The 21,676-nt window shown below is 66.7% G+C and carries 22 protein-coding genes; 9 read left to right on the top strand and 13 right to left on the bottom strand.

The window, feature by feature from the left end; translation table 11 throughout:
- Positions 1–198: 198 nt before the first annotated feature.
- From K4G67_RS04780 to K4G67_RS04760, 5 genes are all read left to right on the top strand, one after another.
- Positions 199–651, top strand: a complete 453-nt coding sequence (locus K4G67_RS04780) for an Lrp/AsnC family transcriptional regulator (RefSeq protein ID WP_239805238.1) — start codon at positions 199–201, stop codon at positions 649–651.
- A gap of 60 nt (positions 652–711) precedes the next feature.
- Entirely contained in the window at positions 712–1,908 is a 1,197-nt protein-coding gene (locus tag K4G67_RS04775; protein ID WP_239805237.1) for an acetyl-CoA C-acyltransferase, read from the top strand.
- On the top strand, positions 1,905–3,107 hold the full coding sequence (locus K4G67_RS04770; protein ID WP_338026391.1) for a BaiN/RdsA family NAD(P)/FAD-dependent oxidoreductase: 1,203 nt from the start codon (positions 1,905–1,907) through the stop codon (positions 3,105–3,107). The genes K4G67_RS04775 and K4G67_RS04770 overlap by 4 nt, the downstream gene beginning before the upstream one ends.
- Before the next feature lie 66 nt (positions 3,108–3,173).
- A complete protein-coding gene (locus tag K4G67_RS04765) occupies positions 3,174–3,635 on the top strand; it encodes a hypothetical protein (protein ID WP_239805236.1) in 462 nt (153 codons plus the stop codon).
- 91 nt (positions 3,636–3,726) lie between these two features.
- A complete protein-coding gene (locus K4G67_RS04760; protein ID WP_239805235.1) occupies positions 3,727–3,936 on the top strand; it encodes a hypothetical protein in 210 nt (69 codons plus the stop codon).
- A gap of 22 nt (positions 3,937–3,958) precedes the next feature.
- Here the strand turns inward: K4G67_RS04760 and K4G67_RS04755 are convergent, their stop codons facing one another.
- Positions 3,959–7,165: a helicase-related protein gene (locus tag K4G67_RS04755; RefSeq protein WP_420829989.1), complete on the bottom strand. Its 3,207-nt coding sequence runs from the start codon at positions 7,163–7,165 to the stop codon at positions 3,959–3,961.
- A gap of 218 nt (positions 7,166–7,383) precedes the next feature.
- Between K4G67_RS04755 and K4G67_RS04750 the strand changes: the two genes are divergently transcribed.
- The 4 genes from K4G67_RS04750 to K4G67_RS04735 all read left to right on the top strand — a co-directional run bounded on the left by K4G67_RS04750 (position 7,384) and on the right by K4G67_RS04735 (position 12,496).
- Positions 7,384–9,084 (top strand): hypothetical protein, encoded by a 1,701-nt coding sequence (locus K4G67_RS04750; protein WP_239805234.1) that lies wholly within the window; start codon positions 7,384–7,386, stop codon positions 9,082–9,084.
- Between the two features lie 180 nt (positions 9,085–9,264).
- Positions 9,265–11,115 (top strand): DEAD/DEAH box helicase, encoded by a 1,851-nt coding sequence (locus K4G67_RS04745; protein WP_239805233.1) that lies wholly within the window; start codon positions 9,265–9,267, stop codon positions 11,113–11,115.
- Positions 11,115–11,630 (top strand): YaiI/YqxD family protein, encoded by a 516-nt coding sequence (locus K4G67_RS04740; protein ID WP_239805232.1) that lies wholly within the window; start codon positions 11,115–11,117, stop codon positions 11,628–11,630. Before K4G67_RS04745 ends, K4G67_RS04740 begins: the two co-directional genes overlap by 1 nt.
- An 83-nt stretch (positions 11,631–11,713) precedes the next feature.
- Positions 11,714–12,496 carry an SDR family NAD(P)-dependent oxidoreductase gene (locus tag K4G67_RS04735; RefSeq protein WP_239805231.1) on the top strand — a complete coding sequence of 261 codons (783 nt, stop codon included), beginning with the start codon at positions 11,714–11,716 and terminating at the stop codon, positions 12,494–12,496.
- An 84-nt stretch (positions 12,497–12,580) separates the two neighbouring features.
- On the opposite strand, the gene K4G67_RS04730 is transcribed toward K4G67_RS04735, so the two are convergent.
- The 12 genes from K4G67_RS04730 to K4G67_RS04675 all read right to left on the bottom strand — a co-directional run bounded on the left by K4G67_RS04730 (position 12,581) and on the right by K4G67_RS04675 (position 21,676).
- Complete coding sequence (locus tag K4G67_RS04730; RefSeq protein ID WP_239805230.1) at positions 12,581–12,844, bottom strand: DksA/TraR family C4-type zinc finger protein; 264 nt, start codon at positions 12,842–12,844, stop codon at positions 12,581–12,583.
- An 80-nt stretch (positions 12,845–12,924) separates the two neighbouring features.
- Positions 12,925–13,311, bottom strand: coding sequence for a flagellar protein FliS (locus K4G67_RS04725; protein WP_239805229.1), 387 nt, complete (start codon positions 13,309–13,311; stop codon positions 12,925–12,927).
- Between the two features lie 4 nt (positions 13,312–13,315).
- On the bottom strand, positions 13,316–14,746 hold the full coding sequence (gene fliD, locus K4G67_RS04720) for a flagellar filament capping protein FliD (protein ID WP_239805228.1): 1,431 nt from the start codon (positions 14,744–14,746) through the stop codon (positions 13,316–13,318).
- A 42-nt stretch (positions 14,747–14,788) separates the two neighbouring features.
- Positions 14,789–15,955 (bottom strand): EscU/YscU/HrcU family type III secretion system export apparatus switch protein, encoded by a 1,167-nt coding sequence (locus tag K4G67_RS04715; protein WP_239805227.1) that lies wholly within the window; start codon positions 15,953–15,955, stop codon positions 14,789–14,791.
- Positions 15,952–16,737, bottom strand: coding sequence for a flagellar biosynthetic protein FliR (gene fliR, locus K4G67_RS04710; protein WP_239805226.1), 786 nt, complete (start codon positions 16,735–16,737; stop codon positions 15,952–15,954). Before fliR ends, K4G67_RS04715 begins: the two co-directional genes overlap by 4 nt.
- Positions 16,738–16,744: 7 nt before the next feature.
- A complete protein-coding gene (locus tag K4G67_RS04705; protein ID WP_202087076.1) occupies positions 16,745–17,020 on the bottom strand; it encodes a flagellar biosynthetic protein FliQ in 276 nt (91 codons plus the stop codon).
- A gap of 10 nt (positions 17,021–17,030) precedes the next feature.
- Entirely contained in the window at positions 17,031–17,759 is a 729-nt protein-coding gene (fliP, locus tag K4G67_RS04700; protein ID WP_239805225.1) for a flagellar type III secretion system pore protein FliP, read from the bottom strand.
- A 41-nt stretch (positions 17,760–17,800) separates the two neighbouring features.
- Positions 17,801–18,172, bottom strand: coding sequence for a flagellar biosynthetic protein FliO (locus tag K4G67_RS04695; protein ID WP_239805224.1), 372 nt, complete (start codon positions 18,170–18,172; stop codon positions 17,801–17,803).
- Positions 18,172–18,516, bottom strand: a complete 345-nt coding sequence (gene fliN, locus K4G67_RS04690) for a flagellar motor switch protein FliN (protein WP_239805223.1) — start codon at positions 18,514–18,516, stop codon at positions 18,172–18,174. The genes K4G67_RS04695 and fliN overlap by 1 nt, the downstream gene beginning before the upstream one ends.
- A 15-nt stretch (positions 18,517–18,531) precedes the next feature.
- Positions 18,532–19,431, bottom strand: a complete 900-nt coding sequence (locus K4G67_RS04685; RefSeq protein ID WP_239805222.1) for a flagellar motor switch protein FliM — start codon at positions 19,429–19,431, stop codon at positions 18,532–18,534.
- Positions 19,428–19,991: a flagellar basal body-associated FliL family protein gene (locus K4G67_RS04680; RefSeq protein WP_239805221.1), complete on the bottom strand. Its 564-nt coding sequence runs from the start codon at positions 19,989–19,991 to the stop codon at positions 19,428–19,430. The genes K4G67_RS04685 and K4G67_RS04680 overlap by 4 nt, the downstream gene beginning before the upstream one ends.
- 89 nt (positions 19,992–20,080) lie before the next feature.
- A complete protein-coding gene (locus K4G67_RS04675) occupies positions 20,081–21,676 on the bottom strand; it encodes a hypothetical protein (protein WP_239805220.1) in 1,596 nt (531 codons plus the stop codon).

Raw genomic sequence — 21,676 nt, 5'->3', positions numbered from 1 at the left:
TCCTTGCGGCTATGCGCGCGCGCCGGCCCGGGGCGGGCCACAGGGCGCGTGCTTTGCGAAAAAATTACACGGCAATTTCCGGTATATCTTCCCTTTCTTTGCCCCATAATTCCGGGGTGGGAGAAATATATCCCAATAAGAGACGCCAAACATCAAACGCATTGCGCTGCAACGCAACATGATGCAGGGCGCGCCATCATGGATGAGACCGACTGGAAGATATTGCGAACGTTGCAGGCCGACCCCGACCTGTCGATCAATGCCCTGTCCGAACGCGTCGGCCTGTCGCATACGCCGTGCTGGCGCCGGTTGAAGCGCATGGAAGAAGACGGCGTGATTCGCGGACGCAGCCTTCTTCTGGACGAGCGCAAACTCGGGCTTGGCGTCGATGTGTTTGCCAATATACGATTGTCGCGGCATGACGGGGAAACGCTCGACGCGTTCGAAAGTGCCGTGCAGAGCCTGCCCAATATCGTCGAATGTTTCCTGTTGGGCGGTGAAAGCGATTACGTGCTGCGCGTGATAACCGGCTCGATCGAGGAGTATGAACGATATCTCAAGAAAACGCTGGTCCATCTGCCGGGCGTCTCGTCGGTAAATTCCAGCTTTGCCATGCGGCGGGTTAAACTGACCAGCCGGCTTCCTATCTGAGGCTCCAACCCCATCGGCTCGCCCGCGTGCGAGCGGACACCAGACACGAGGTTTGATACCATGACCGACCAAGACCGGAACGACCCCATCGTCATCGCCAGCTACGCCCGCACGCCAATGGGCGGATTGCAGGGAAGCCTGGGCGGGATGAAGGCCACCGACCTCGGCGCCGCGGCGGTACGCGCCGCCGTCGAACGCGCCGGGATCGAGGGCGAAAGCGTCGATCAGGTCATCATGGGCTGCGTCCTGCCCGCCGGGCTGGGCCAGGCGCCGGCGCGGCAGGCGGCGATCCATGCGGGCCTTGGCACCCATGTCCCGGCGAGCACGGTGAACAAGATGTGCGGTTCGGGCATGCAGACCGCGATCATGGCGCATGACGCGCTGAGGGCGGGCAGCGCGCAGGTCATCGTCGCCGGCGGGATGGAGAGCATGACCGGCGCGCCCTATATCCTGCCCAAGCATCGCGGCGGCGCGCGGGCCGGCCATGACGTGGTGAAGGACTCCATGTTCCTCGACGGGCTGGAGGATGCGTATGACACCGGCCGGTTGATGGGCACCTTTGCCGAGGATGCCGCCGAAAAATACCAGTTCACGCGGGAAACGCAGGACGAATATGCGATTTCCTCGCTGACCCGCGCGAAAAAGGCCTGCGGGGATGGTTCGTTCGACCGCGAAATCACGCCCGTGACGGTCAAGACGCGCAAGGGCGAAACCGTCGTCGAAACCGACGAGCAGCCGTTCAAGGCCGACGAGACGCGCATTTCCAAGCTCAAGGCCGCGTTCCGCGACGGCGGCACGGTGACGGCGGCGAATGCCTCCTCCATTTCCGATGGCGCGGCCGCTCTCGTCATGACGCGGGCCAGCACGGCCGAGGCCATGGGCATGACGCAGGTGGCGCGCGTCGTTGGCCATGCCAGCCATGCGCACGAGCCGGAATGGTTCACCACCGCACCTGTCCATGCCACGCGCAAGCTGATGGAAAAGATCGGCTGGACCATGGACGACGTCGATCTGTTCGAGGTGAACGAGGCCTTTGCCGTGGTCGCGCTGATCGCGGAAAAGGAACTGGGCATTCCGCGTGACAAGCTGAACGTGAATGGCGGCGCCTGTGCGCTGGGCCACCCGATCGGCGCGTCGGGCACGCGCATCATCGCCACCCTGCTGGGCGCGTTGCAGAACCGTGAGAAGAAGCGCGGCATCGCCAGCATCTGCATCGGCGGCGGCGAGGCGACCGCCATGGCATTCGAGATGGTGTGAGCGCACAAGACGCGCGCGACTACGATGCGATAGTGCTGGGCGGCGGGGCGGCGGGGCTGATGTGCGCCGCCTTCGCCGGGCAGCGCGGCCGGCGTGTCGCCGTCATCGAACATGGCGACCGGGTGGGGAAGAAAATCCTCATTTCCGGTGGCGGGCGGTGCAACTTCACCAATATCGACGCTGCGCCCGACCGTTACCTTTCCTCCAACCCGCATTTCGCGAAAAGCGCGCTGTCACGCTATACCGCCGCCGATTTCCTCGCGCTGGTCGAAAGCCATGGCATCGCCTGGCATGAAAAGACGCTGGGGCAGCTGTTCTGCGACGGATCGGCGCAGCAGATCGTGGACCTGCTCCTCGCCGAATGTGCGAAGGCGGGCGCCATGGGCGGCGCGGTCGATGTGCATTGCGGCGCGCCGGTAACGGCCGTGTCGCATGCCGATGCGCGTTTCACGGTGGCGACGGGGGGCGGGGCGTATCGCGCGCCATCGCTGGTGATCGCGACCGGCGGGCCGTCCATTCCCAAGCTTGGCGCGAGCGGGTTCGCCTATGATCTTGCCCGGCAATTCGGGATGAAGATCGTGGAGCCGCGCCCGGCGCTGGTGCCGTTGACGCTCGGTGGGGAGCAGGTGCTGTTCCGCGAATTGTCGGGCGTTTCGACCGAAGTGTCGGCGACGGCAGGCAAGGCGCGTTTCCGGGAGGCGGCGCTCTTCACCCATCGCGGCCTGTCCGGCCCGGCGATATTGCAGGTGTCGTCCTACTGGCGCCATGGCGATACGGTCGGGGTGGATTTCCTGCCCGATGCGGGGGCGGACTGGCTCCTTGCGGCCAAGCGGGAGCATCCGCGTGCGACGCTGCGCATGATGCTGCGCGAACATCTGCCGGCGCGGCTGGCCGATACGCTGGCCGACCGGATCGACGCCCCGCGCGAGTTGGGCAATATGCCGGACAAGGCGCTGCAGGTCGCGCAGGCGCGGCTGCGCGACTGGCGCTTTGCCCCCAACGGGACCGAGGGTTTTGCCAAAGCGGAGGTCACCGTGGGCGGCATCGCGTGCGGCGAGTTGTCGTCGAAAACCATGGAATCGCGCCGGGTTCCGGGCCTCTATGCCATTGGCGAGGCGGTGGATGTCACAGGCTGGCTCGGCGGGTATAATTTCCAATGGGCCTGGGCCAGCGGCATGGCCGCGGCGCAGGCGGTGTAGAACGCGTTTTCATCGCCATGCGAGACGGTAACCGATTGTTTGCAATTGGTCCGCCAATGTTTCGCCATGGTAAACGAAGTCCTTTACCCCGGCGCGCTGGCCTCCGTTCAGGAAATTCAGGCTCTCGCCGACGAATATCGCAAAGCGGCCTCCATACTTCGGCCAAGCGGAACGCGGGGGAAGCCCATTTCGCATGCACCGATGCGGCTGGTCGCGATACAGGCGATCGAACTCTATCTGAACGCGCTCCTGCTGAATGGGGGACACAGCCCGGCCGAGGTGCGAGGCACGCAGCATGATCTCGCCAAAAAGAAAGAGCTCGCCATCCAATGCGGCTTGGTGTTGAGGGCCAGGACCGCCGCACATCTGTGCGACCTGGTGGAGAGGCGGGAATATCTGGTGTCGCGTTACGGGCCGGAACTGGCGTCGTCTGTGTCACAGATCAACCGGCTTCTTGCGACACTGTATGAGGTGGGAAACAAGATTTCGAAGATCATCGGGCAGAAGGATTGCGCGCCCGCGCCATGAGGCGCCTCCCTGCCCACGGGGCCATACGCCTCACCCTTGCGGCATGGCCGTAGCCCGTGTGTCTTTGCGATGGGTATCGGCGCGCGGTAGGATGCACGTCATGACCGATGAAACATGCACAAACCAGCCCGACGACATCGGCAAGAAATCGTCAGCAAACTTTTCGGAGCGCGATCCGGTCGCCATGTTCCTGAAGACGCGCAGCAGCGGCGAACGTGTTCTCATCGCCTTTGCCGTGGGTATCATGCTTTTCGCCGCCGGCGTCATGATCGGCGGCGCCATCGGCAGACTGAGCTTCTGAGAGGAGGGGGCGTGTCCTTCGCCTAGGTCAACTCCCCCACTAGCGCGGCGATCCGGTCGAGCCGTTCCATCTCGTCCTCGATCCTCTCGGCAAGGATCAGGCGGTCGTCCTTTTTCTTCAGCCCCGCCGCCTTTGCATCCCCGCCGAATTCGTCACGGGGGGTGAGTGCGATCGCAGCAGGTCCGGCGTCGATGCGGGCGATGGCGGCGGCGCGCGCCTCCACCCGGATGCGGGCCACCGCGATCAGCGTCGCCGCCGCCTCGGGCAGCGCGCCGAACCTGTCCTCCAGCTCGGCGACGAAAGCATCCAGCCCGATGGTATCGCCGATCCGCGCCAGCCGCGCGTAAAGCGTCACGCGAATTTCCTCGTCCGGGATCCATTCGGCGGGCAGGCGCCCCTCCACGCCGAGATTGAGTTCCGGTGCCCAGCGTTCGACGGTTTCGCCCCGCGCGGTACGCAAGGCGGATTCGAGCAGGAATTGATAGAGATCGATCCCGATCAGCTTCATGTGCCCGGCCTGCGCCTCGCCCAGAAGATCGCCGGCCCCCCGCATGTCGAGATCGCGCGCCGATATGGCAAAGCCTGCGCCAAGCCTGTCGAACGCCTCCAGCGTGCGGAGCCGTTTCAGCGTCGCGGGCGCGATCTCTGCATCCGGATCGGTCAATAGCATGACATTGCCGCGCCGGCTGGCCCGCCCGACCCGGCCGCGCAGCTGATGCAATTGCGACAGGCCGAAACGGTCGGCGCGCCAGATGATCATCGTATTGGCGCGCGGCACGTCCAGCCCCGCCTCGATGATATTGGTGGCGAGCAGCACGTCGCCCTCACCGCGGGCAAAGCCGACCATGGCCTCGTCGATGTCGCCGGCCTTCATCTTGCCATGCGCGGTCACGACCGACAATTCGGGGACCAGCCGTTCAAGCTTTGCCGAGAGCGGTTCCATATCCTCGATCCGGGGCACCACGACAAAGCTTTGTCCGCCGCGCGCCTTTTCGCGGAGCAGCGCGCTGCGCACCCGTTCGCCGTCGAATGCGCCGACGGCGGTGCGGATCGGCTGCCGCCGGGCTGGCGGTGTGGCGATGACGGACAATTGCTGTAACCCGACAAGCGCGGTTTGCAGCGTGCGGGGAATGGGCGTTGCGGAAAGCGAGAGCGCGTGGCCCGCGCTCAATTCGCGCAGGGCGTTCTTGTCCTTCGTGCCGAAACGCTGCTCCTCGTCGATGATGACGAGAGCGAGATCGGCATATTCGACGCCCTTGCCCGCGACCGCGCCGGTGCCGACGACGATGGCGATGCTGCCGTCCTTCAACCCTGCCTTCACCGCCTTCTTCTCGGCGGCGGTGGACAGGCGCGACAGACCTGCGACCTCGATGCCGGTGCCGGCGAAACGGGCGCGAAACTCCTCCAGATGCTGCCGCGCGAGCACGGTCGTCGGTGCGGCGATGGCGACCTGTTTGCCCGCCAGTGCGGCAATGGCCGCAGCGCGCAGGGCGACCTCCGTCTTGCCATAGCCAACATCGCCGACGATGAGCCGGTCCATCGGCTTGCCGCTGGCGAGATCGTCGCGCACAGCCTCGATCGCGCGGGCCTGATCGGGCGTTTCGGTAAAGGGGAACCCGGCGGCAAAGCGTTCGTAAGCGTCGGGATCGGGGTCCAGCACCGGCGCATTGGCATTTTCGCGCGCCTTTGCCATGTCGATCAGCGTGCGGGCGCTGTCGGCGATGGCCTTGTCGATTTCCGCCCGGCGTTTGAGCCAGCTCGACCCGTCGAGCCGGTCCAGCGTGACGGCATCCGCCTCCGCCCCGTAGCGCCAGACGAGATCCGCCTCGTCCACCGGGACGAGCCGCGTATTGTCGCCGGCATAGGTCAGCGCGATGGCGTCGCCCGATGCACCCTCGATCCCGTCCATCGTGCGCAGTCCGGCCACCTGCGCCAGGCCGTGATCCTCGTGGACGACGACATCGCCGACGCGGATCTCTCCGAAATCGAAAATCTCGCGGTAGGAGGGGGCAGCGCTGTCCTGACCCCGGTCGGCCCGGCTGCCGAGGAGATCGGCGGCGGCAACGGCGGAAATACCGTCGCGCACGAAACCGCGGTCCGCCGGCGCGGTAAGGGCAAGGACCGCGCCCGGTTCCGCATCGAGCACGGCGGTCCAGTCCTGCGCCTCGCCAATATCGCCGAGCGCCCCGGCCGCGCGGCGGCGCAGGAAGCGCAGATCGCGCGCGCTTCCCAGAAGCACGATGCGATCGCCCGCCTTGCGCCTTTCCTTTACGAAGCGGTCGAAGGCGGCCTGCGTGCGTTTCGCCTCGACGAAGCGCGGCGGCGGTTCGCCATGGCGGGCGATGGCCTGGCTTTCACGGAATTGGAGCGCAGCGGTCCAGTCCTCATCGCCCGTTACGATGCGCAGCGCGCGGCCCGACCGCCGGTTCGCCGCATCCTCGGCGAGGGCGAGGAAGCGTTGCCGCCGTTCGTCCGCCCCGGCCGCGAGGATGACCGGCGCATCGGGCAAATGGGCGAGCAGCGGCACAAGATCGCCATCGCCATCGGGTTCGGCGGCGCGGCCGATCTCGCATGTCTCGCAATCCTCGATCGTGCGCTGATCGCCGGCGTCGTAGAGATGGATCGCGGCGACCGTGCCGTCCTTCGCCTCGATCCGCAGGGGATGCGCGGCATCGGCGGGAAACACGTCGAGCACCTGCCCGCGCAGCGCGACCTCGCCCGGCTCATCCACGCGTTCGTCGTGGAAGTAGCCGATGGCCTGCAATCGCTTCGCCAGCGCGTCGAGATCGAGCGCCTCGCCCACATGCACCGCGGGCGGCATCGCGCCATAGGCATCGGGTGCGGGATAGGCGCGGGCAAGCGCCTCGCCCGTGGTGACGAGCGCGATGGCCGGGCGGTCCTTGCGGCCGAGCGCGGCATGCACCGCGCGCAGGGCCGACACGCGCTGTCCCACATTGGCGGGGGAGGCGGGGGCATCGTCGCCGGGTAACGCGTCGCTGGACGGGACGAAGGCGACCAGCGCATCGGGCATCAGCGCATCGAGGCACGCGGCAATGGCACGGGCCCGCGGTTCGTCGCGCGCGGCCATGAAGACATCGCCCTTCGCCAATCGTTCGGCAAGCATGGCGGCGGTTTCGCAAAGGCCGAAATCGCGGGCGGGGTCGGGGGTCGGCACGTCGGCGGTCAGGCGCGCGGAGGCGGTTTTCGTGTCGGACCCAGCATCGGGCATGAAGGCAGTTCTTTCACCATGGCAATGCGGCAAAGAACGGGCGCATCGGACGTGCGTTCCCGCGCTGCGTTGCATGCTTCGCGATTGGCGCGGGCCGGGTTTGCTGGCATGGCGGCGGGAATGGAGACATTTGCGACACAGGCAGGCAGGGCACTGGCAGGCGGGCCACAGGCAGCCGCCGCGCGCGCAGGCCGGGCGCAGGCCGGGGAACCGGCGAGGTGAGGCCGCTGCTTGGCTGGATCGGGCGGCGGGCGCTGCTGTATCTCGGGCTGGTGATCGCCATCGGTTTTGCAAGCTTCGTGCTGCCAACGCTCATCCGCGAATGGAACGGCGCTGGCGAGGCGGAGGCGAATGCCACTGCGCTCGAACGCAGTATCGCCGAGGTCGAGGCGATGCGGAACGAGGCGCAGGCCCGGCTGAACCGTGACGCGGAAAGGTTCGGCGAATATGGGGCGCAAAGGCTGACGCGCGAGCTCGCAACGCGCCGCGCCGCGCTTGCCGAGGCGGAGGCCGCGCTGGGCGAGCAGGGTCTGCTCGACCGGGTGAACCCGTCCGCAATTCTGAACCGCAAGCGCGGGGAATTGCGCATCGCCGTGCTGCGGCAGGAGATCGCCGCGCTCCAGTCGGCGCAGGAGGCGGCGCGGGCCGGCGACCTGCGCGCCGCCGCCGCCGCGCGCGTGCGGGCCGCGGGGCCGATCCCGACCCGTGCCGCCACGCAAAGAGCACAGCGCCGGTGCGAGATTGCCCGCCGCGAACTGGCCGCGTTCGAAAACGGGCCGTGGATCGAAGGGGCGGTGCGCGAACTGCTGCGCTCCGAACGCAGCACGCTGATCGCCCGGCGCGATGCGCGGTGCAAAACCGCCCGCATGGCACAGCGCAAGCGTGCGATCTACGATGCATGGCGCACGGCGCAGGCGCGATATGACGCGGCGCGCCAATGGTCTGTCGGAACGCTGGACGATGTGACCGCAGATCTTGACGCGGCGCTGGCCGCCGAACGCAACGCGGCGCAAAACTCGCTCCGCGCGCGGACCATGCGACAGGCGGAACGCTGGCACGTGATCGACATATTGCGCGCGGCGGGCTGGGCGTTTCTGGCGGTGGTGCTGATGCCCTATGCGATCCGGCTGCTGTTCTGGTTCGTGCTCGCCCCGCTGGCGCAAAGGCGGGCCGCGATCCGGCTCTGCGTGCCGGGCGGTGCGGGCGCGGCGATCCCGCCCGCACCGCAAAGCCGCGCATCGGTCGCGATACGTCTTCGCGAAGGGGAGCAATTGCTGGTCCGGCAGGATTATCTGCAGACAAGCTCCGACATGGGGGCGAAGCGCACGCAATGGCTGCTCGATCCGCGGCACCCCTTGTCCAGCATCGCGGCGGGCATGACGTTCCTCACCCGCATCACCGGCGACGGCGAGGTGACGACCATTTCCGCCACGCGCGATCCCTTTGCCGAGATTGCCGTGCTGGACCTGCCCGAGGGCGGGGCTTGCGTGCTGCAACCGCGCGCGCTGGCCGCGGTGGCGCAGCCGCGCGAACGGCCCATGCGCGTGACGAGCCATTGGCGCCTGTTCTCGCTCAATGCGTGGTTGACGCTGCAACTGCGCTACCTGGTGTTTCACGGGCCGGCCCGACTGGCGATCAAGGGCGGGCGCGGGGTGCGCGTCGAACGGGCCGAACGCGGGCGCATCTTCGGACAGGACCAGCTTGTCGGGTTCAGCGCCGATCTCGCCTATTCCGTAACCCGGACGGAGACGTTCTGGCCCTATTTCCTCGGCCGCGAACAATTGTTGAAGGACAAGGTGGAGCGCGGGACGGGTGTCCTCATCGTGGAGGAAGCGCCGATGGCCGGGCGGCGCGGAACCGGCGCGCGCGGCGGGCTCGAGGGGGCGTTCGACACCGCGTTGAAGGCGTTCGGCCTATAACCCGCCGCACGGATGCGCAATTAACGCAAGCCAAACGGCCACGAAACGTGTATGGCCCGCCCATCGGCAGACGGGCCATCGCGCCCGGACGGTCCGCGCCGCATGCGCCGAACCGCCTTCACGCCGACGATCACCCCCGGCCGAACCCGCATTGGCGGACCGGCCCGAATTGCGAGACTCATGATTTTTTCCCAACTCCCGCCGGTTCTCGGCGAAGCCCTTGCCGAACGCGGCTATGAACAACCAACCGCCGTGCAGGCCGCCGTGCTGGAACCCGAAGCACAAGGCCGCGACCTTATCGTGTCCGCGCAGACCGGTTCGGGCAAGACCGTCGCGTTCGGCATGGCGATGGCCGACCTGCTGATTGCGGATGACATGACCGTGTTCGGAACCGCGCCCGCCGCGCTCGTCATCGCGCCGACGCGCGAACTCGCCCTGCAGGTCAGCCGGGAGCTCATGTGGCTCTATGGCAAGGCAGGCTCGCGCATCGCCACCTGCGTCGGGGGCATGGACGCATCGAAGGAGCGCCGCAACCTCAGCCGCGGGGCGCAGATCGTCGTCGGCACGCCGGGCCGGCTTCGCGATCATCTCGAACGCGGCGCGCTCGACCTGTCGGAACTGAAGGCCGTCGTCCTCGACGAGGCGGACGAGATGCTCGACATGGGGTTCCGCGAGGATCTGGAAGAGATTCTCGACGCGACGCCCGAAGGCCGCCGCACGCTGCTGTTCTCCGCGACCATGCCGAAACCGATCGTGGCGCTGGCCCGCCGGTATCAGGACGATGCCCTGCGCATTTCCACGGTCGGCGACGAACGCGGACATGGCGATATCGCGTATCAGGCGATGACCGTCTCGCCCGCCGATGTCGATGCCGCCGTCGTCAATCTTCTGCGCTTTCACGAGGCGGAGACGGCGATCCTGTTCTGCGCGACGCGCGACAATGTGCGCCGCCTGCATGCCACGCTTCAGGAGCGCGGTTTCGCCGCCGTCGCCCTGTCGGGCGAGCATTCGCAGAACGAGCGCAACCATGCGCTGCAGGCGCTGCGCGACAAACGTGCGCGCGTGTGCGTTGCCACCGATGTCGCCGCGCGCGGGATCGATCTGCCGACCCTCACGCTCGTGGTGCATGTGGAAATTCCGCGCGATGCTGAAACGCTTCAGCATCGCTCGGGCCGGACGGGCCGCGCGGGCAAGAAGGGCACCGCGGTCATCGTCGTGCCCTATCCCCGCCGCCGTCGCGTCGAATCCATGTTGCGCGGCGCCCGCATCGAGGCGGAGTGGATCGACGCGCCCACCCCCGACGACATTCGCAAGCAGGACCGCGAACGCCTGCTCTCCACATTGATGGAACCGGTTGCATTCGATGACGAGGATCGCGCCCTGGCGCAGCGCCTCATCGCCGAAAAATCGCCCGAGGATATTGCCGCCGCGCTGGTCCGCGCGCATCGCGCCGCCATGCCGCAGCCCGAGGAGCTGATCCCCAACACGCCCGAGGCGCGCAAGGCCGCGCAGAAGGAACGCCATCGCCCCGGTTTCGAGGATATCGTGTGGTTCCGGCTCGACATCGGGCGGCGTCAGAACGCGGATGCGCGCTGGATCCTGCCGCTTTTGTGCCGGCGCGGGCATATTACCAAGAACGAGGTCGGCGCGATTCGCATCGCCGGCAACGAAACCTTCGTACAGGTGCCGACCGCGATCGCGGGCAAGTTCGAGGCATCGGTCGCGCGCACGGCGGGCACCGACGACGGCGGCGATGTGACCATCACCCGTTCGGACGAGGCCCCGCGCGAACAGGCGCGTGAAAACCGGCGCGGCGGTTTCGACCCGCGCGGCGGCGGTGACGGCGAACGCCGGGGCAAGCCGCGCCCGCCCTATGGCGGGAATGGCGGCGAGGGCCGGTTCGCGAAAGGGGGCCGCAAGTCGTTCGGCGACCGTGACGGCGGCCCCGGCAGCGGTCCGCGCAAACCCGGCGGTTTCAAGGGTAAGCCGAAGGGCAAGCCTCACCGCAAGGGCCCGCCCAGGGACCAGTAATGCCCCCCAAGGCGACCATCGGCGACATCGGCACCGGCCCCAGGATACTGGTCGATGCCGATGCCTGCCCTGTGAAGGAAGAGATCTACAAGGTCGCCTTTCGCCACGCGGTCCCCGTCGCCGTCGTCAGCAACAGCCATTTTCGGGTGCCCGCGCACCCGCTCGTTCGGCAGGTCGTTGTGTCCGATGGTTTCGATGCGGCCGACGACTGGATCGCGGAGCGTGTCGATGGCGACGCGCTGATCGTGACGGGCGACATCCTGCTGGCCGATCGCGGGTTGAAGGCGGGTGGCACCGTCATCGCGCCCAATGGCAAGCCATTTACCGCAGCGTCGATCGGAGGCGCCATCGCCACGCGCGCAATCATGGCGGACCTGCGCGCCGGTATGGGGCAGGGCAGCGAACACATCGGCGGACCGCCGCCATTTCGCAAATCCGATCGCTCGCAATTTCTTCAGGTGCTCGACCGCGAAATCGTAAGAATGGGGCGCCGGGCGCGGCCAACACCGCCCTGACGGATGCGACAGCTTGTCACCCCGGCGCGCTTTCGGCATGGCCTGCGGCAAGCTTGCGATACGAAAATGACAGGAGACACGTGATGAAGATTACCAAGGACACTGTTGCCGTCGTCACCGGCGGGGCATCGGGCCTGGGCGCCGCGACGGCCCGCGCGCTCGCCGCGAAGGGGGCGAAGGTCGCGCTTTTCGATCGCGATGCCGAACGCGGGGAGCAGATGGCCGGCGAGATTGGCGGGCTCTTCTGCGAAACCGACGTCACGGACAAGGCCAGCATCGAGTCCGCCTTTGCCAAATCGCGCGAGACGCTGGGCCAGGAAACGATCCTGGTATGCTGTGCCGGGATCGTCGTCGCGCAGAAGACCGCGTCGCGCAGCCGCGAGGACGATAGCATCAGGACGTTCGACCTCGCCGCCTTTGAAAAGGTGATAGACATCAATCTGGTCGGCACGTTCCGGTGCATCGCTCTCGCCGCACAAGGCATGATGAGCCTGCCTGCGGGCGAGGATGGCGAACGCGGCGCGATCGTCACCACCGCGTCGGTCGCGGCGGAGGACGGGCAGATCGGCCAGGCCGCCTATACCGCGTCGAAGGCCGGCGTGCTGGGCATGACGCTGCCCGTCGCGCGCGACCTCATGGGGGAGGGGATCCGCATCAACACGATCCTGCCCGGCATTTTCCAGACGCCGATGATGGAAGGCATGCCCGAAAAGGTGCAGGATGCGCTCGCCGCGTCGGTGCCGTTTCCCAAGCGCCTCGGCAAGCCGTCGGAATATGCCGACATCGCGCTGACGCTGATCGAAAACGCCTATGTCAACGGAACCAGCATCCGGCTCGATGGCGCGATCCGCATGGCGCCGCGCTGATCCATCGGCACGGGGTGGAAAGGTTTGGGGCGGGCGGCGTGTCGCATCGCGGCGGGCCGCCCCGCACCCGCCCCCGAACAGCGGTCAGCGCAGCTGGCTGTCCTTCGAACCGCGCCGATTGATGCCGGCATGGGCGGTGCGCTTGTCCGCCGCGGACTGACACGCGATGCAATTGCGCACGCCAGGGAGCGCCTGCCGCCGTTTTTCGGGAATATCCTCGCCGCACACCGCGCAATATTCCAGGCTTTCGCCGCGCGGCATGCGCGAACGGGCGGCCGAAACCGCGTCGGACACCGTGTCGTCGATCTGATCCTGCACCGCGCCGTCGCGGGTCCATCCTCCGGCCATTGCGGGCCTCCATCATTGCTGTGCGAGGGAACCGATATGGGGGCGGGCTGCGATTTTTCCAGTAAGACGAGGTCGCGACGTCACGCCATGTTGCGCGCGGCCTGCGCCAGCGCGCCGGCGATTTCCTGAAGATCATCGGATACGCGGATCATCGCGTCGCGGTCGAAATGCGACATCGAATGCACGATCGCCGCATCGGCCGCGTCATAGATGGTAAGCAGCGGTTCCCCCATCGGATGGGTGATGTCGACGCCCGCCTTCAACGCGGTGAGGGCGGATCGCGCCCGCGTCATTGCGCGCCCGCGTAACAGGGTATGCCCGTGCACATGCGCGTAGCAGGCCCGGTTGACCGCCGCGATCGCCTCCTCGAAACACAGCGCGGTCAGCGCGTGAACGTCAGAGCCCGAAACGCGAAGGTCGAACGCCGCGCGGCGATACGCTTCGGCAGGGTCGCGGCAGACCAGCACCGCATCAATCCTTCGCGGCGTTCCACACGGCGATCTGGCTCTTCAGGAAGGACAGCGTCGATTGCGACTGCGCCACGCGGGCGTCGGATGCGGCGAAGGTTTTCGTCATCTGCTCGCGCAATCGATCTTGCTGCTCCCCGATCTTGGTCAGGCTCTCGGTAATGGCCTCGCGCTGCCGGGTGTAACGCTTGATCGAACCGCCGATGCGCCCCGGATCGGTCGCGGAGCTGGTGCGGCGGGCCAGATTGTCGAGGGTGGAAAACACGCCGTATAGCCCGGTGGTGAACATGGCGGCCGTGGCCTCCGGCGCGTCGGAAATCGTGGTTTTCAGCCGCGCCACATCCAGGCGGAACGTGCCGTCACGCTCCCGCGTCAGGCCGAGATCGGACAGGCGCGAGGGTTCGCCGGGCGCGGCATTGGGCATCACGACCAGCCCGGCAAAGGCGGAAAGATCGCGTTTGAGCGCGCGCGCACCGGGATCATTGCCCAGTTCGCCACCCAGCGGCGCGGCGGTTTGCGCAAGCTGGCCTGCGATATCGTTGAGCGCGGCGGTGAAATCCACCATCATGCTTTCGATCTGCGTGCTTCGGTCGGCGAAGGTGATCGTCGCCGGATTGCCCGCATTCACGCCGGTCAGCGTGAGCGACAGCCCGCCGGGCAGGTTCGTCGCGCTGTTGGTGGGCGAGCGCATCTGGACGCCATCGAATGTGTAGAGCGCATCGGCGGAGGCTTGTTTCAACTGTCCGCTATCGGTGCCGGGTGTCCAGTTGAGATAGTCGATGGAGCCGGGAGCACCGCCGCCCGCACTCGCCCCGGTCCCCTCGACGACGAAACCGTTGTTCTGTCCCTCGGCGCCTTTCATCACGAGCTGCGCGCCGGCCTCGCCCTCCACGACATAGGCGGTGACACTGCCGCCCGCCAGATTGATGGCATTGGCCACATCGTTGAGCGTATCGCCGGCCCCGACATTGATGGACAGCGCCGTCTGCGCCGTATCTTCGGCAAAGGTGCCGCCCGCCGTGCTGCCGAAACGGATGGTGAGCGTGCCTTCGCCGACCGGATCGGTCGCGGCGCCATAGGGCGCGAGCGCGAGCGTCTGTGCCTTGGCAAGCTGCGTCACCTCGAGCGCATAGCTGCCGCTTGCCGTGCCGCCGGAGGCGACCTTGGCCGTGGCGACGGCGGGATCGCTGCTCGTCGGCTTGGGCGCGAGATCGCCGGTGCGGATACGCTCGCCCAGCGCCGAGGCCAGTTCGTTGAGCGAGGATTTGAGCGTCGCAGCCGAGGAAATCCTGAGGTCCAGCGTTTCGGCCCGGTTTTCCAGCTGCGCGATCTTGGGGGCGAAGCGCGCGGCGGCAAGATCACTCGCCAGCTTGGCCATGTCGACGCCGCTGCCCGCGCCCAGCGCGCTTACGATTGAGGTGGTTGAGCTATCCATGGTGCCAAGAACGTCCCGGTCGCGCGGTGTTTAAGGGGGGCGTCACTGCGCCGTATCGGTTTTGCGGGCAGGCTTCGCAGGTTTGGCCGCCGCGCGCCCGTCGGCGTCGAACTGCACCTCGACCGGGACGGTGACATCGGGGCGCGCCGGGCGTTCCCCGCGTTTCAATGCAAAGACGAAGGCAAGCACGCTGGCGACGGCGGCATAGAGCTCCTCGCGTATGACCTGATTCTCGCGCGTGGTGAAATAGACCGAGCGTGCAAGGGCCGGATATTCGAGCACCGGAACCCGGTTTTCCGCCGCCAGTTCGCGCATGGCCGCCGCTTTTTCCGCCCGCCCGCGCGCCAGCACGATCGGCGCGCCCGCCAGCGCCGGATCGTATTTCAGGGCGACGGCGAACTGTACCGGGTTGGTGAGCACGAAATCCGCCTCCGCCATCGCAGAGGCCACCCCGCCGCGCGACAATTGCCGCTGCTTGTTGCGGATGGCGGCCTTTTTCTCCGGGCTGCCCTCGGTCTCCTTATACTCGTCGCGGACCTGTTGCATCGTCATCTTGAGCCGGCCCATGCGCCGGACCCACTGAATCGGAAAATCGATCATCGCGATCAGCGCCAGCCCCACGGCAAGCAGCATCAGCAGCGAGGTGATCGCCTCCCACGCGGCGGTCAGCTGCCCCGTCAGATCGCCCCGGCCCAGCGCGAGCACATCGGGCAGAGCATCACGTGCCCACCACGCCGCCATCCCGCCGAGCAGGATGAGCTTCAGCACACTCTTCCCCAGTTCGATCAGGCCGTTGGGGCCGAACATGCGTTTCAGCCCGGAGGCGGGATTGAGCCGCGAGGGTTTGGGTTGCAGATTGGCGGCCATGAAGCGCCCGTCGCCGATGGTCAGCTGGCTGATGACCGTGACGATCATCACCGCCGTGCCCAGCAGCAGCACCGGCGGCAACATCGCGACGAGCAGGTCGAGCATGAGCCGGCCGGAATCGAAATCGTCGATATCGGCCCGCTCGAACGACAGGCTCGCCCGGGCCGAATCTTCCAGCCGGCCCATCATCCAGCCACCCCCGAAACGCAGCCACAAGGCACCTGCCATCACCGCCGCCGCCGTCGCCAGCTCCTTGCTGCGCAGCACGTCGCCTTTTTTGGTGGCGTCCTTGCGGCGCTTTTCGGTGGGTTGTTGCGACTTTTCGCCGCTGTCGTCGCTCACCCGAAAATCTCCGCGACATGAGTCACCGAATCGAGCGCCAGCGCGACGAACAGATCGGTCAGCATGGGCATCGCCGCGATGAGCGCCGCAATCCCCGCCAGCACCCCTGCGGGCAGGCCGAGCGAAAAGAGATTGAGCGAGGGCGCCGAACGCGACAGCACGCCGGTCGCCATCTGTACCAGCAACAGCACGAGCGTCACCGGAAGCGCGATGGCGACCGCGGTGGCGAACATCTGCGCCGCGAAACCCACGATCATCATCGCGCGATCGGCCCCGAACCATTCGGCGCCGGGGGGAAAGGTCTGATAGCTTTCGATCAACAGCCGCAGCCACAACAGGTGCCCGCCCACCGACAGGAAAATGAGTGTCAGCACCACGGTGAAATATTGCCCCAGCGCGCCCGACTGACCGCCGGTATTCGGGTCCACGGCGGTCGCGATCGCCATGCCCATGCCGCCCGCGATCTGTTCGGCCGCGAGCACCGGTGCCGCAAAGGACAGGTGCAGGACGAAGCCGAAGGCAAAACCGACGACCGCCTCTGTCAACGAGGCGATCATCGTTTCGATGGCGAGCAGGTCGGTCGGCATGACCGCACCCGCCGGCGTCCAGTTCAGCACGAAAACCGCAATGGCGCCGGCGAACACGATGCGCACCTGCACCGGCACGGTCGCCGCCCCGAAAATCGGCGCCGCGATCAGCGCAGCGCCGATGCGCACCATGGTGAAGATCAGGCGCCACAGCTCCTGCTCGATATTGCCGAAGCCGAAATCGGGGAGGCTCATCGCACCGTCACAACAGCGAGATATTGGCGATCTGCGCAAAGATATCCTTCGCGAAATCACCGATCAGCCCCATCATGCCCGCCCCCATGAGCACGAGCACGAGTGCGATCATCGCCAGTTTCGGCACGAAGGTCAGCGTCTGTTCGTTGACCGATGTCGCGGCCTGGATCACCCCGACGATAAGCCCGACGGCCAGCGCCGCGAGCAGGATCGGCGCGGCGACCAGCGCGGTCGTCCACAGCATCCTGTCGGTGAGGGCGAGAAGGGCGGAAGATTCGTCCATCGCGGCCTCCTCAGCTAAAGCTCATCGCCAGCGACCCCATCAGCAACGCCCACCCGTCGATCAGCACGAACAGCAACAGCTTGAACGGGAGCGACACGATGGTCGGTGACAGCATCATCATGCCAAGGCTCATCAGCACGCTGGCCACGACGAGGTCGATGACGAGAAACGGCAGGAACAGCATGAAGCCGATCTGAAACGCGGTTTTCAGCTCGCTCGTGACGAAGGCGGGGAGCAGGATCGAGAAGGGCACGTCCTGCGGGCTGGCGAACGGGCCGGCCTCCGCGATATTGGCGAACATGGAAAGGTCGGTGGTCCGCGTCTGACGGATCATGAAGGCGTGGAATTCATCGCCTGCCTCGGCAATGGCGACCTCCGCGTCGATGCGCCCCGCGGCATAGGGTTCGACGGCGCTTGCGTTCACCGCCGACAAGGTGGGCGCCATCACGAAGAGTGAGAGGAACAGCGACAGCCCGATCAGCACCTGATTGGGGGGCGATTGCTGCAAGCCCATCGCCTGCCGCAGAATCGAAAGCACGATAATGATCCGGGTAAAGCTCGTCATCATCAGCACCAGCGCGGGCAGAATGGTGAGCAGCCCCATGATGAGCAGCAATTGCAGCGAAAGGCTCAGCGGCGCGTCCTCCCCCGCCGCGCTGCCCGCGCCCAATGCGCGGTCGATCGCGCCGCCGATTCCGCTCCCATCCTGTGCGAGAGCGAGGTCGGGCCAAGCGATCATAAAGCCTGCGAAAAAAATCGCGAGCCAGGGCTTAAACGCGCTCACCGCCGGTCGTCCTTTATGGCATGATCGTTCGTGCGTTCATCTCCGGCTCCGGCGCCGCCCATGCTTGCCTCCTCGACCGCGCGGGCGAAATCGGCACGCGGGGCGGCGTCCACCTCGGCCAGTCGGGTCAGCCCGTGACGCGTGCTGCCGATGAGGATTTCCCGACCGCGAAATTCCACCACCGCAAGCCTTATGCCGGGCGAAACCATCGTGGTTTCCACCAGCCGCGCGGCGCGTTCGGAACGCCCCGCCGCGGCGTTCTGCGCGTTGAGCCGCTGCTGCATCCGCTTCGTCAGCCAGAGGCTGCCCCAGATCAACCCACCCAGAAGGGGAAGGAGAATCAATAGCTTGAGGAGGTAAAGACCCATCAGCCGAAGTCCGCCTCACTCGCCGGAGTGCCAGACCGGCGCTCGGTCTTTCCGGCGCCCAGCATGTCGGCCATCGCATCGGGGGCATCGTCCTCCCCGTCGGCCAGTTCGACGATGCGGACGGCAAAGCGATTGCCTTCGGTCACGACTTCGCCCCGCGCGATGCAACGCCCGTTGACGTGGATCTCGAGCAGTTCATCCGTCAGCCGGTCGAGCGGGACGATGCTGTCCTCCCCCAGTTCGAGCACATCCTTGAGCCGCATATCGGTGCGGCCAAGCTCCACCGACAGGCACACGCCGACATTGCGCAGCAAATCCATTCCGCGCCTGGAATTGTTGATCATGGGTTTCGTCCTTTATCAAAACTTGCGGGTGATACGGATGGCGACGCGACCATCCTGTGATCCCACCGCGCCAAGGGCGATGGTCACGCCCCGGATGGAAATGGGCACTTCGCGTCTCGCACTCAGCGGAAGAACATCGCCGGGTTTCAGCGCGGAAAGACGCGCAAGTGGTACGGTCAATTCGGCAAGATGGGCCGCGATCGGGAGCGGGAGATCGGCGAACGGCGCATCGGTCGCGCTGCGCGCCCGGCGACGCGGCGCGGGCAGCCGCGGATGCCCGGCGAACAGCGTGGTCAGATCCTCCTCCACGATCGCCAGCAGGATCGACCAGCCGTCGCGGCCCTGCTCCTCCACCCGCAAGGTGATCACGCCGCAGCTCATCTGCGACGGGTCGCCTTGGGCAAAGGGCGGCATCGCGGAGAGATCCTCGGCGCGGTGACAGATTGGGTCCGGTCCGTCCGCCATCGGCAGAATGCCGCGCATGGCCGCGCCGATCGCCTTTTCGAGCCGCTTTAACGTAAGCTCCGAAGACATCGGAAACTGGTCCGGCAATTCATCGTCCACATCGCCATTGCCGCCAAACGTCCGGTCGGTCAGCGACAGCGCCGCCCGTGCGGCCACGCTGGTCATGATGCGCGGTCCGCCTTCGGCCTGTTGAAACAGGCAATTGGCAGCGAGCGGGCCGACCCGATCGATCAGCTCGCGGCCCGTGAGATATTCGACATAGCCGCATTCGACGCGCGGTATCTCGTCACCGAGCAGACCGGCGAGCGGCCCGCGCAAGCCGCGTGCAATATCACGCGCCGCGCGGGTCAGATGCGTTGAAAATTCGTCGCGGCCCGGCCCCTTGGCAATCAGCCCGGGGCAATGGTTCGCCACCGCACGTTCGGCGACGAAGGTGAAATTGCCCTTCATTGGACGATATATTCGCGGAAATAGACGGCATCGACGCCGCCGAAACCTTCGGTGCGGACCAGAACCTCGTTTATGGCATCGGTCATCCGCTTCTGCAGGCGCGCCTTGCCTTCCTGCGAATAGGCGTCCTCTTCGGGCGTATCGGCGAGTTCGGCGAGCAATGCGGACCGCACCGCCAGCTCATGTTTGGCCAGCCACAGCAGGACGCGCCCGTCGCGCCGGGTGCTGGCGGCGAGGCTCACCTGCACCAGTGCGGGCGATTGGCGCAGATTGGTGGTGAAGGGCTGTTCGAAACTGTAGTAATTGGTGCGGAACTCGCTGCCGCCTTCGCCCTCGACCGCATCGCCTTCGCTTTCGCCCTCGGGCATGTAGGGGTCGGCCTCACCCTTGCGGACGAGTTGCGGCCCCAGCGGCGCGGAATGGCCCGTCGGCGCGAGATAGCCCATCTGCGCCGCGGCAAAGGCGCCACCCGCGCCCGCACCGATCAGCACGACCGCGGCAAGGACCAGTTTCAGCTTGCCGCCGCCCTTCTTCGTTTTGGTTTCCTTGTCCTCGGCCATGTCGTGTCGATTCCCCTGTGCGACTGTGAACGTCCGCGATTATGCGGCTCGGCGATTATAAATTTGGTTAACGCGCCCTGGGGGTTCGCTCAGATATAAAGCCCACGCGAACGCACCGATCGCGGAGTAGGGGCCGGGCTCCGGCTTCGTTCGTCGCTGCGCGCAAGGCCTGCGAATTCACGGTCGAACACGCTGTCCCGGTCGGTCGGCTCGCCCTGCCGACCGTGCCCCCGGTCGAGATTGCGCGCTTCGCCGTGGCGGCCCGACTGATCGTGCGATGATGGTTCCTGGCGCGTGCCGGACTGCCCTTGCTCGGCGAATCGTTCCGTGCCCCGGTCCGCGACGCGCTCGCCCATCCGTTCCCCGCCGCGTTCCGACAATGCGGCCATGACCGCCGGCGCAAAATCCGGGTCCGCGTTCGACAGTGTCACGTTCAGCATCGCCGCCGTCGTCGCATTGCCGAGAGAGCCGGCGTGCCCGCCGTCAAAACGCACGCCGACCTGGCCGAATTCCGCATGGGTGACGGCGATGCGCGCCGCGCCGGGCTGCGCCGTTTCGCGCGCGATGGCGAGCCTGTCGACGACCGCACCGAAGTCATGGGAGGCAATTCGCGCCGCCTCGCCGGTTGCCGCAAGCATGGGCGCGGGCGAAGCCGACGCGCCGGACGGTAGCATGGGCGCAGGCTGCGCCGCCGTGCCCGACGGGGCGCCGGTCTGGGTGAGCGGGATTTCTACGCGTCCCTTCCCCTCGACCTGCAATGCCGCGATGTCCGGCTTTGCAACCGCTTTCGTATCCGGTTCCGCGTCATGGGGAGCGAGAAGATCCGGCGCCTGCAATGAAGACCGTATCTGCGTTTGCGCCTGAAGCTCGGTCGCCGGTGGCGGCGCGGTGTTCGCAGCATTGGTCGAAGCGGGCACGACCGGCGCGGGCTGCGTTTCGCCCACGCGGCCGACCTGTGCACCGGCGATCATGGCGTGCATGGCAGGCGTAGGCGACGGCGCGATCGCCGATATGCTGGCGCCCATGCGCTTGCCCGATGCGTCGATTGCCATGGCCGGAATGGCCGGGTTCGGGCCGGTTTTTGCCGACAACGCGGCGGGCATTTCGGCTGCGGTTCGGGCGGCGATCGCATTCCCGCGCGATGGGGGCACGGGGGAGGATTGCACCGACGCGGCAGCATTTTGAATAAGCTGGGGCGCGGTCTTCGGGTTCGCGATGACGGAGCGGCGGGCCCCCTCTTCAATGGCGGCGCTCTGGCCGATCAGGTCCGATGCGGCAGTGTCCGGCAGGCCGGGCTTGCCGGGCGGCATTATCTTGCCGGTCTGTGGGTGCGCACCCGTGTTCATGCGCGCCATTGTCCCTTCGTCCTGCGCGTCAATGGCGGATCCGGCGCCGGGAACGAGCGGCGCGACCCATGCGATACCGCCCGGCAGCGAATGGCCAGGCGGAACGTCGAGGGATGCAGTGTCCGCACCATCGGGCATATCGCCATGACCGGGCATCGTCGGCGTATCGTACGGCACAATCGCGGGATTGGCGCCTGCGGTGAGCATCATCGCGGCAAAATCGCCCCCGATTCCATCGGCAACCGGCGCGTTCTCACCCGGAATGGTCGGGGCGACCGCCCCGGATCTTGCCGTGCCCGCGTTCAAGGCCAGTGCACTCGCTATCGTGTTCATCATCAT

The organism is Croceicoccus hydrothermalis, assembly GCF_022378335.1.
Classification (GTDB): domain Bacteria; phylum Pseudomonadota; class Alphaproteobacteria; order Sphingomonadales; family Sphingomonadaceae; genus Croceicoccus; species Croceicoccus hydrothermalis.
The sequence above is the reverse complement of the archived record's forward strand: the minus strand, read 5'-3'. Positions and strand labels throughout refer to the sequence as shown.

Coding starts and splice junctions, on each gene's coding strand:
- K4G67_RS04780 (WP_239805238.1), top strand. CDS start 199: ATGGATGAGACCGACTGGAAGATATTGCGAACGTTGCAGGCCGACCCC.
- K4G67_RS04775 (WP_239805237.1), top strand. CDS start 712: ATGACCGACCAAGACCGGAACGACCCCATCGTCATCGCCAGCTACGCC.
- K4G67_RS04765 (WP_239805236.1), top strand. CDS start 3,174: ATGGTAAACGAAGTCCTTTACCCCGGCGCGCTGGCCTCCGTTCAGGAA.
- K4G67_RS04760 (WP_239805235.1), top strand. CDS start 3,727: ATGCACGTCATGACCGATGAAACATGCACAAACCAGCCCGACGACATC.
- K4G67_RS04755 (WP_420829989.1), bottom strand. CDS start 7,165: ATGCCCGATGCTGGGTCCGACACGAAAACCGCCTCCGCGCGCCTGACC.
- K4G67_RS04745 (WP_239805233.1), top strand. CDS start 9,265: ATGATTTTTTCCCAACTCCCGCCGGTTCTCGGCGAAGCCCTTGCCGAA.
- K4G67_RS04740 (WP_239805232.1), top strand. CDS start 11,115: ATGCCCCCCAAGGCGACCATCGGCGACATCGGCACCGGCCCCAGGATA.
- K4G67_RS04735 (WP_239805231.1), top strand. CDS start 11,714: ATGAAGATTACCAAGGACACTGTTGCCGTCGTCACCGGCGGGGCATCG.
- K4G67_RS04730 (WP_239805230.1), bottom strand. CDS start 12,844: ATGGCCGGAGGATGGACCCGCGACGGCGCGGTGCAGGATCAGATCGAC.
- fliD (WP_239805228.1), bottom strand. CDS start 14,746: ATGGATAGCTCAACCACCTCAATCGTAAGCGCGCTGGGCGCGGGCAGC.
- fliR (WP_239805226.1), bottom strand. CDS start 16,737: ATGAGCCTCCCCGATTTCGGCTTCGGCAATATCGAGCAGGAGCTGTGG.
- K4G67_RS04705 (WP_202087076.1), bottom strand. CDS start 17,020: ATGGACGAATCTTCCGCCCTTCTCGCCCTCACCGACAGGATGCTGTGG.
- fliP (WP_239805225.1), bottom strand. CDS start 17,759: ATGATCGCTTGGCCCGACCTCGCTCTCGCACAGGATGGGAGCGGAATC.
- K4G67_RS04695 (WP_239805224.1), bottom strand. CDS start 18,172: ATGGGTCTTTACCTCCTCAAGCTATTGATTCTCCTTCCCCTTCTGGGT.
- fliN (WP_239805223.1), bottom strand. CDS start 18,516: ATGATCAACAATTCCAGGCGCGGAATGGATTTGCTGCGCAATGTCGGC.
- K4G67_RS04685 (WP_239805222.1), bottom strand. CDS start 19,431: ATGAAGGGCAATTTCACCTTCGTCGCCGAACGTGCGGTGGCGAACCAT.
- K4G67_RS04680 (WP_239805221.1), bottom strand. CDS start 19,991: ATGGCCGAGGACAAGGAAACCAAAACGAAGAAGGGCGGCGGCAAGCTG.
- K4G67_RS04675 (WP_239805220.1), bottom strand. CDS start 21,676: ATGATGATGAACACGATAGCGAGTGCACTGGCCTTGAACGCGGGCACG.